This window comes from Endozoicomonas sp. (assembly GCF_031844845.1).
GTDB lineage: Bacteria > Pseudomonadota > Gammaproteobacteria > Pseudomonadales > Endozoicomonadaceae > Endozoicomonas.
In genome coordinates, this window is record NZ_JAVRMB020000030.1 from 1 (window position 1) to 8,499 (window position 8,499).

The following is an 8,499-nucleotide window of genomic DNA, read 5'->3' on the forward strand; positions in this document are numbered from 1 at the left end:
ACACTCCAATTCAGCATCATCTGGTCAAACTCTTTCATTGGATGGCGAATATCCATCAGCAGAACCAGACCAACCAGAGCTTCACGACGCTCAAGGTAGTCGTTCATATGATGCTGCCACTCTTTCTTCATGGCCACCGGCACCTTGGCGTAGCCATAGCCGGGAAGATCAACCAGATAGATATCTTCCTGAATAGTGAAGAAGTTTAACAACTGGGTTCTACCGGGAGTTTTACTGGTACGGGCCAGCTTGTTTGAGCCTGTCAGTGCATTCAGAGCACTGGACTTTCCGGCATTGGAGCGGCCAGCAAAGGCCACTTCGCGACCTTCACTTTCCGGACACTGGCTCAGCTTTGCCGCACTCTTGTAAAAGGTGGCCTGGCGGTAATTTAATGAAGGTCTGGTATCACTCATGGTGTTTCATACATTCCAATAATCATCACTGATTTCAATTCATCGCTTTCATCAGGTCTGATCATCAATAAAGATCTGCCGGAAAAATTTGTGATTCAGGGCACACTAAGCCCAATAAATCACGTAAGAGAAATCAGAAAACGGGCAGCAAGTTGCCACTTGTAGCCAATCGTTACAGCTCTGGCTGTACCGGTTGCCGGTTGAGTAGTTTATACTATCGTCGTTCAAGGCACATGCCGTCATGTCACCTGATGCTGAAACAGCCACCAGCAGACGCGAATCTCTGTAGGGTTCTGTTTTTTGCTAAACAATAAAAGCTGTCAGGTCTGATGAATAATAACAGCCATTCGAGGCAAACGCCGTAACTGGGTCAGATAATGAAAAAAGTCATTCTCACTCTGGTCATTTCTTTGGGGATAACGGGCATCGCCTTTGCTAAAGGAGATGCCTCTGCAGGTAAGGCCAAGGCCACCACCTGTACCGCCTGTCATGGCCTTACCGGAATTAGTCCGGCACCTCTGTGGCCAAATCTGGCCGGTCAGGGTGAACGGTATCTGGTTAAACAAATTACTGAAATCAAAGAAGGTGACCGTTCCGTTCCGGAGATGGCGCCATTTGTCAGTACGCTGTCCAAACAGGATATTGAAGATCTGGCCGCCTGGTATGCCAGCCAGCCAGCGCCCCTGGGTGCCACCGATCCAAAATACGTATCTCTGGGTGAGGCGCTTTACCGGGGAGGCGATGCCAAAAAAGCCATTCCTGCCTGCAGCGCGTGCCACTCCATAACCGGCAAAGGCAACTATCTGGCGGGCTTCCCCCAGATTGCCGGACAAAAACCGGAATACACAGCGAAACAACTGCGGGATTTCCGTGAAGGCGATCGAACCAACGATGGTGACATCAAGATCATGAGAACCATTGCCGAGAAGATGAGCAATAAGGAAATCGAAGCCGTTTCCAACTACATCAGCGGGCTCCGTTGATTATTACCTCCGGCTGATTCACAGAAGTCTGGTTCTATCAGACTTCTGTTCGTGTTCTCCCGCCTTGAGAGGCTGCCGAAAAAGATTATCTGCAGGTCGGCTCGTAAGCGAACCGACCTGCGTCGAGATCATTGTCAGGTTACCTTTTTCGACACCCGCTTGAATCACAAAAATATATCTCCCCGCCGCCCTTCCTTTTCATCGGGCGCTTTTGTAATGTGTCTCTAAGCAAAATAACAATGAAAAACAGCAGGACTCCTACATGACAAAAAAAATGAAGGGTATAGCAGGCATTGCTGTATTTCTGGGAATCATCCTGGTCGCAGCAGGCTATTTATTCAACGGTAACTCGCCAAAGAAAACGACGATTGTCTCTCAGAGTTCACCGGTAGCACAAAACGCCACCAGCCAAACGCAACCACTCCAGCGATTTCAGGCCGGACAGGATTACCGGGTATTAGAAAACCAGGTAAGCACCGACGCCAAACCGGAGAACGTCGAAGTCGTCTCCGTTTTCTGGTATGGATGCCCCCACTGCTACGCACTTGAGCCAAAAATAGAGCAATGGCAGAAAACCCTGTCGTCCAATGTTGAATTCATCCGAACCCCCGGATTCTTCGGCCCGAACCTTTGGCAGACTCATGCCCGACTTTACTATACTGTCCGCAATATGGGGTTGGAAGAGAAGGTTCATGCAGGCATTTTCAGTGAGATACAGAACCGTCGAAACCCGCTCAAAGACGGTGAACAGATGGCCGGGTTTATGAACCGCGAATTTGGCATTGAGCCAAAAACCTTTACCTCTGAATTCAACGCTTTTGGCGTTAGCCAGCAGCTCCAGAAAGCCTTTTCAAAGCTGAAGGGCTATAAGCTGACCGGCGTACCCGCCATTATTATTGATGGACGTTATGTCGTTGAGCCAGGTCTGGCAGGGTCACTGAACAATATGCCAGTGATTGCTGACTTCCTGATCCGGAAAGTCAAACAAGACCGAAAAGGCTAATCTCAACCGGTTTTCTGTATTTACACCAGGCGGTGATGCACTATGCCAATTCGAACGCTTACAGGTGCCATTCGTCGACGCTTAAACCGACAGCGTTGTCAGTACCGTTCCGAGCATGTGCATCACTCCTCACAGGGAGAACCCGCCTGCCAACTGAATAAAAACGTTCTCAGACTCCTGAGCTTTAATATTCAGGTGGGTATTAATACTCAACAGTACCGACATTACCTGACCCGCAGCTGGCAGCATATCCTGCCGCATTCCAAGCGAATAGCGACTCTGGACAGGATTGCAGGCATTCTTCCAGACTTCGACCTTGTGGCTCTGCAGGAAGCGGATGGAGGGAGTCTTCGAAGCGGGTTTATCAATCAAACTGAATATCTTGCCCTGAAAGGGCATTTTCCTTACTGGTATCACCAGCTAAACAGGAATCTTGGAAAACTGGCTCAGCACAGTAACGGCCTGCTCAGTCGCTTTGAACCTTTATCACTGGAAGATCATAAGTTGCCCGGGTTAATCCCCGGCCGGGGCGCTATTGTCGCTCGCTTTGGCAATCCCCGGGAACCACTCACCGTCGTGATGATGCACTTGGCATTGAGTAAAAGAGCAAGAAACATTCAGCTCTCTTATATTCGGGACGTGGTACAAAGCTATCAGCATGTTGTGCTAATGGGCGACATGAATACCCATGCTGATCAGCTGCTTAATGATTCTCCGCTAAAAGATACCGGCCTTCATGCCGCCCATTGGGGGCAGAACACTTTTCCCAGCTGGCAGCCAAAACGTTCCCTGGACCATATCCTGATCAGCCCATCCCTGATCGTAAACCAGTTTGGCGTCATCAATATCCCGATCACTGATCATTTACCGGTATCCGTGGAGATTCAGATTCCTGACTCTGTCATAACATAATTTGTGATGAGACTTTTAAGGGATTAGTCGCTACCTGCTGAGGGAAAGCGCATTGATTTACTGGATGGGGAAGAAATAAAAAAGACCCGATATCAAGGGGGAAGTAAGGAGGGAGATATCGGGCCTCAAAAAAAGCCATCACTATTTAAGTGACAGGGAGTCATTCCAGACGAGGCATAATACCTGACACAAATTATTTGCCTATCAGTAGAAAAACGATGACTGATACGTAATGCATCCTTGCCAGTTTCGGAATTAACCAATTCATTGAGTTCCTTCGGCAGGACCGTTTAAAACCGATATAATCCAGCAATTATTTTGAATTCCTGACGGGTTTGACCTGTTAATAAAGACACAAGGCCGGAGACCATAAACAATGGAGAATCTATAATGAGCCGTATGAAGCTGGGAGTTTTCGGCTCAGCATTTGACCCGCCAACCCTTGGACACCTGGATGTTCTTCAGCAGGCTGCGACTTGTCATGATCGCATACTGCTGGTTCCCAGTGCTTTTCACGCTTTCGATAAAAAGCCTCAGCCGTTCAGCCTCCGTCTGCAGATGTTACAGTGCTTTATTGATGAAGCGGATATTGGCTGCCCCCTTGAAGTATGTGATCTGGAAGCAGAGCTTCTGGAACAGAATCCTGGTATGCCCGTATACACATACGACCTGATGATGGCTCTTGAGCAAAAATATCAAAACCATAGTCGCACTATTATTGAGCTTTCTTTTATACGTGGCCCTGATAACGCCAACCCGGAAACCTGGAAACGATTCCACAAATCTGCCGAAATTAAAGCGCGCTGGCCTATTTTCACAGCCACAGAGCGAGTGGCTATTCGCAGCAGTGATGTACGCAGTATTCTTGAATCCGGCAAAATAGCCGATGATGATCTTCAACAGGGTTTGAATAGGCTGCTACCCTCTGTTCAGGCTTTTATTATAAATCACAATTTATACCAGAAAGGGAACTCATGAAGCTTTCAGGTCTTGATGCCAGTGATGTACAGGTTCAGGAAGAAGAAAAAGTCTATTCCGGCTTTCTGAAGCTCTTTAAATACACCATCACCCATAAGCTCTTCAACGGTGGGAAAAGCAACCCTTTAATCCGCGAGGCGACGGTCAGGCCTCCGTCTGTTGGCGTGATTTTATTTGATCCGATATTGGATCAGGTGGTTCTGGTTGAGCAATTTCGCATGGGGCCATTTCTGAGCAAGGAAGATCCCTGGCTACTGGAAGTGGTCGCCGGTATCAGCGAACCCGGGGAATCCCTGGAAGAGGTTGCACGCCGGGAAGTCCACGAAGAAACAGGCTGCACCATCAACACACTGATACCCGTATCTGATTTTTACGTCACCCCCGGTGCCAGCAATGAGAAGCTCAAGCTGTTCTGCAGCATTGTCGATGCCAGCAAGGCCGGTGGTATTTTTGGCGTTGCGGATGAAGGGGAGGACATCAAAGTTCACGTTATTTCTTTTCAGGAAGCTTATGATATGGTGAAAGATGGTCGGATCGCCAATGCTCCAGCGGTCATTGCCCTGCAATGGCTCAAGCTGCATCACCACGAGTTAAGCCAACATGAAAAATAAACAACTCACTGGCAGATACACACGTTCATTTGCCGTTACCTGTTTGCTCGGCCTGCTTTCAATAACATTGGCAGGATGCCAGGGCTATGCAGATAAGCTCACCAGCTTGTATCAGGAAGAACGCCTCGAAGGAACTAACTGGGCAGTGCTGCCATTCATCAGTCATACCAACACCCCTGATGAAGTCACTGTTCAGCTCGATCGTATCTTATTGGTTCAACTACCCTCCGCCGGTGTAAAAAAACCAACGGCGTACAAGAAACCCGAAACAAACTCTGCCCCAGACTATCTCGCTGATATCTACGAGCTTGAGCGAGCTCAACTCTGGGCCAGAAGTCAACGTATCAACCACTCGATATCCGGTGAAATTCTTGAGTGGCAATATGATGAAATGAACCGATTTTCAACCATGCTGAGTCTGAAAGTCGTGGATATATCTTCAGGCGAGATGGTATGGAGCATAAATGGCCTGGGAGAAGGAAGTCCGGGTGAAAGTGCCTATGATGTCAGCCGAAAGCTAATAGTAGACCTTCTCGCGGCAATGCCTGTTCACAAGCCGCAGCAAGATAAAGAAGATATAAACTGATTCATTAATAACGAGAGAAATAGATATGCTCTACGTACTCAGGGATGATAACAATCAGGTTTGTGCTGTCTCCGACAAGCTCCTTTCAAATGAATGGAAGCGGGCAGATATGGAAGATGAGGGCCTGAAACTTTTCTTACAGAACAACCCCGAAATCAGCACTGAAGTAATGGCATCTTATGATGCTGATTTCATCCGTGTACTTGAAGATGTTATTGACCTTTTGATTGATAAGCAGGTCATTCAGTTCACTGAATTCCCTGATGCCGTCCAGACAAAGCTCCTGAATCGTCGCAGATATCGTGACAACCTGCTCAGCCCGGATATCACCCAGCTACTGGAGGATGGTGACAATATCTTTTAAGTCATTAACTCAGCAATAGCGGGTATTTACATGACACTTTAAGCACGCACTCTAAGCACATCAGTCCTTTGACAGGAGAACCTGCGGCTCTATGCCATTAGTCGCTATCTATCTTTGGCAATCGTTCCCGGAGGTGTAATCCTGGCATTCTCCGTTGGCCAGTTTTCAGGCCAGCTACTCTGTGTTTCCATAGATACATTAGGGATCATCAACTTTGCATCATCAATTCTGCCAGTAAACAAAATGCCATCCAGATGATCAATTTCATGAAGCATCACCCTGGCAGCAAAACCGCTGAGACTGGCTTCAATCGTTGCGCCCTGATCATCAAACCCTCTGACCTTAACGCTGGCCGGTCTGTTTACCCACCCCCGAATACCCGGAACCGACAAACAACCTTCCCACGTCCAGCAGGTTTCCCTGCTGACCTCAATGACCTGTGGATTAATCCAGAATGACTGTGGAATATCCGGAGCACTGGGGTAACGGTCTTTCGCTTCTTCAGATATACCAATGCACAACACCCGGGCACCCCAACCAATCTGAGGTGCGGCAATACCGATACCATTGGCCTCCAGTTGTCTTTCCATGAGAATTTTGAGGTTATGCTGGAAGTCATCCGTACGGATCTCATCAACGCTGACTTGCTGATGCTGCTGAAAAAGCAGGGGATCACCCATGATGACCAGGTCAGGACTATCAGGTAAGCGCATAATGAAAAAACCCACTCCAGATTTATTGATGATCAATCAGTGTAACTTAGAGACTCAATTATCGGTGGATAAATTCAGCCTGAAGCAAAATATGATTTCACAACTACAAATACTTATAATAAGAGGTCAATTTACGTTTTTTAAGTGCTTTTTCGACCACCATGACCAGAACCTATCGTTTACTTGTTTCCTGTCCCGATGCTACCGGTATCGTCGCAACTGTCAGTGACTTTATCGCCCGAAATGGTGGCTGGATTGTCGAAGCCAACCACCACTCCGACCCTGTAACCGGGCGTTTTCACATGCGCAATGAAATCAAGGCAGAAAGCCTGCCATTCTCTGTGGATGAATTTAAGGACCGGTTTTTTCCTATCGCTGACAAGCTGAATCTGGACTGGCGAATCACGGATTCAGGCATTGCTCCGAAAGTAGCATTGCTGGCCAGTAAAGAAGCCCACTGCCTTTCAGACCTTCTCTATCGCTGGCGCAGCGGCGACCTTAAAATAGAAATACCCTGTGTTATCTCCAATCATGAAGATCTGAGAAGTTACGTTGAGTGGCATGGGATTCCATACCACTACGTACCTGTGGATAAAAATGATAAGGCTCCTGCCTTTGAGAAAATGACCTCACTCCTCGAAGAGTACCGCATTGATACGATTGTACTGGCACGTTATATGCAGATTCTACCCCCAAAACTGTGTGAGCTTTATACAAACAGTGTAATCAACATTCACCATAGTTTTCTGCCTTCCTTTGTGGGTGCCAAACCTTATCATCAGGCTTATGAGCGAGGTGTTAAACTGGTTGGCGCCACCTGTCACTATGTGACAGAGATCCTTGATGCAGGCCCGATTATTGAACAAGATGTTATCAGGGTGGGCCATCACCATTTACCCGAAGACATGGTCAGGCTCGGAAAGGATGTTGAGAAAAGTGTGCTTGCCCGTGGATTGAGATACCACATTGAAGACCGGGTCATTGTTGATGGAAGCAAGACAATTATTTTAGGATAACAGTCGTAAATCCTCGCCCTTAGGCTTTTAGGCCTCGGGTCCTCGGGTCCTGTGGATCCAAACGGGCGGGGATATAAGACGGGAATGCGGCGAGCGTTCCGCTTGTGTGTTTTTTGTCATGCTCTACACTCTCCATGGATTTATCAGTAAAACAGCCGTTGACGATAACCAAGCGATGACTGTTTTACCGTGATACAACCTACAAAATAGTGGAGGGGCACCCCACTACTGCTAATGGAGGCTTCTGTGTAAGTCCAGTTGTTATAGACTGGCAGTACTGTGAAGTTAGAAGCCTCGCCTGATAAGGCGGGGAGTGTCACGATAAGAACGCAACCATCCTGTGGATAAGCTGTGAAAGTCTGTGAATAAGCTATGAATATACAGGTATAAGGATATGAATGCGGTTCAGGGAAGAATCATGAAACTAAAGCCCTGCCCCTGTTGTCGTGGGCAAGCTATTTTTGCAGACATGGTGGTTGGTAAAAGTAGCCGCAGGGTCAGGATGTGGCAGGTGAGCTGCAGTGGATGCGGCTTATCCACCGATCTGGATGAGAAAAAAACCTATGCGGCACAACGCTGGAACCTGCGTCAGGAATACGCAAACCTGAAAATGTGGGTGACACTTCTGGCCGCTCTGTTACCAGCCTCGATTATCATCAGCCTCCTGCTTGGAAACCTGATGGGGATCAGTTTAATCAGCTGAGTTTGCCTCTCCTTTATTAGTCAAATACCGCTAATCGGGGCTGTCGTAAAGGGCAAATTAACTCGTAGCCGTCATCCCCGCGCAGGAGGCTGTCGCAAAACCCACCAGGAACCTCGTTCCCACGCTCTGCGTGGGAATGCATAGCCAACCACAGGAATCGTGTCTGTGGTTGGGTTCTGGCGCTACCACGCAGAGCGTGGGAGCGAGGAGGGTTGAA

At 48.0% G+C, this 8,499-nt stretch carries 12 protein-coding genes; 9 read left to right on the plus strand and 3 right to left on the minus strand.

The genetic code is table 11. The features are described 5' to 3' along the window. The coding region (gene yihA / locus RM811_RS01420) for a ribosome biogenesis GTP-binding protein YihA/YsxC (RefSeq protein ID WP_402520046.1) at window positions 1-413 on the minus strand (413 nt) is incomplete at its 3' end. 377 nt (window positions 414-790) lie between these two features. Here yihA and RM811_RS01425 point away from each other — a divergent pair. The 7 genes from RM811_RS01425 (at window position 791) to RM811_RS01455 (ending at window position 5,850) form a co-directional block, all read left to right on the plus strand. Further along, window positions 791-1,396 carry a c-type cytochrome gene (locus tag RM811_RS01425; protein ID WP_402520048.1) on the plus strand — a complete coding sequence of 202 codons (606 nt, stop codon included), beginning with the start codon at window positions 791-793 and terminating at the stop codon, window positions 1,394-1,396. 262 nt (window positions 1,397-1,658) lie between these two features. Continuing rightward, window positions 1,659-2,399 (plus strand): thiol:disulfide interchange protein DsbA/DsbL, encoded by a 741-nt coding sequence (locus RM811_RS01430; protein ID WP_402520050.1) that lies wholly within the window; start codon window positions 1,659-1,661, stop codon window positions 2,397-2,399. 42 nt (window positions 2,400-2,441) lie between these two features. Beyond that, a complete protein-coding gene (locus RM811_RS01435) occupies window positions 2,442-3,311 on the plus strand; it encodes an endonuclease/exonuclease/phosphatase family protein (protein WP_402520052.1) in 870 nt (289 codons plus the stop codon). A gap of 390 nt (window positions 3,312-3,701) precedes the next feature. Then, window positions 3,702-4,289 carry an adenylyltransferase/cytidyltransferase family protein gene (locus tag RM811_RS01440; protein ID WP_402520054.1) on the plus strand — a complete coding sequence of 196 codons (588 nt, stop codon included), beginning with the start codon at window positions 3,702-3,704 and terminating at the stop codon, window positions 4,287-4,289. Continuing rightward, the gene (locus RM811_RS01445) at window positions 4,286-4,900 is read left to right on the plus strand and encodes an NUDIX domain-containing protein (protein WP_402520056.1); all 615 of its coding nucleotides are present in this window, start codon (window positions 4,286-4,288) and stop codon (window positions 4,898-4,900) included. The genes RM811_RS01440 and RM811_RS01445 overlap by 4 nt, the downstream gene beginning before the upstream one ends. Then, the gene (locus RM811_RS01450; RefSeq protein ID WP_402520058.1) at window positions 4,890-5,486 is read left to right on the plus strand and encodes a hypothetical protein; all 597 of its coding nucleotides are present in this window, start codon (window positions 4,890-4,892) and stop codon (window positions 5,484-5,486) included. Before RM811_RS01445 ends, RM811_RS01450 begins: the two co-directional genes overlap by 11 nt. Window positions 5,487-5,511: 25 nt before the next feature. Beyond that, on the plus strand, window positions 5,512-5,850 hold the full coding sequence (locus tag RM811_RS01455) for a hypothetical protein (protein ID WP_402520060.1): 339 nt from the start codon (window positions 5,512-5,514) through the stop codon (window positions 5,848-5,850). A 104-nt stretch (window positions 5,851-5,954) separates the two neighbouring features. On the opposite strand, the gene def is transcribed toward RM811_RS01455, so the two are convergent. Then, a complete protein-coding gene (def, locus tag RM811_RS01460; protein WP_402520062.1) occupies window positions 5,955-6,563 on the minus strand; it encodes a peptide deformylase in 609 nt (202 codons plus the stop codon). Window positions 6,564-6,724: 161 nt separating this feature from the next. On the opposite strand from def, the gene purU reads away from it, so the two are divergent. Together purU and RM811_RS01470 are read left to right on the plus strand one after the other, a co-directional pair. Continuing rightward, entirely contained in the window at window positions 6,725-7,579 is an 855-nt protein-coding gene (gene purU / locus RM811_RS01465; protein WP_402520064.1) for a formyltetrahydrofolate deformylase, read from the plus strand. 418 nt (window positions 7,580-7,997) lie between these two features. Continuing rightward, window positions 7,998-8,282, plus strand: a complete 285-nt coding sequence (locus RM811_RS01470; protein ID WP_402520066.1) for a Lar family restriction alleviation protein — start codon at window positions 7,998-8,000, stop codon at window positions 8,280-8,282. Window positions 8,283-8,298: 16 nt separating this feature from the next. Here the strand turns inward: RM811_RS01470 and RM811_RS01475 are convergent. Then, window positions 8,299-8,499 (minus strand): hypothetical protein (locus tag RM811_RS01475; protein ID WP_402520068.1); only part of this gene is annotated, 201 nt, incomplete at its 5' end.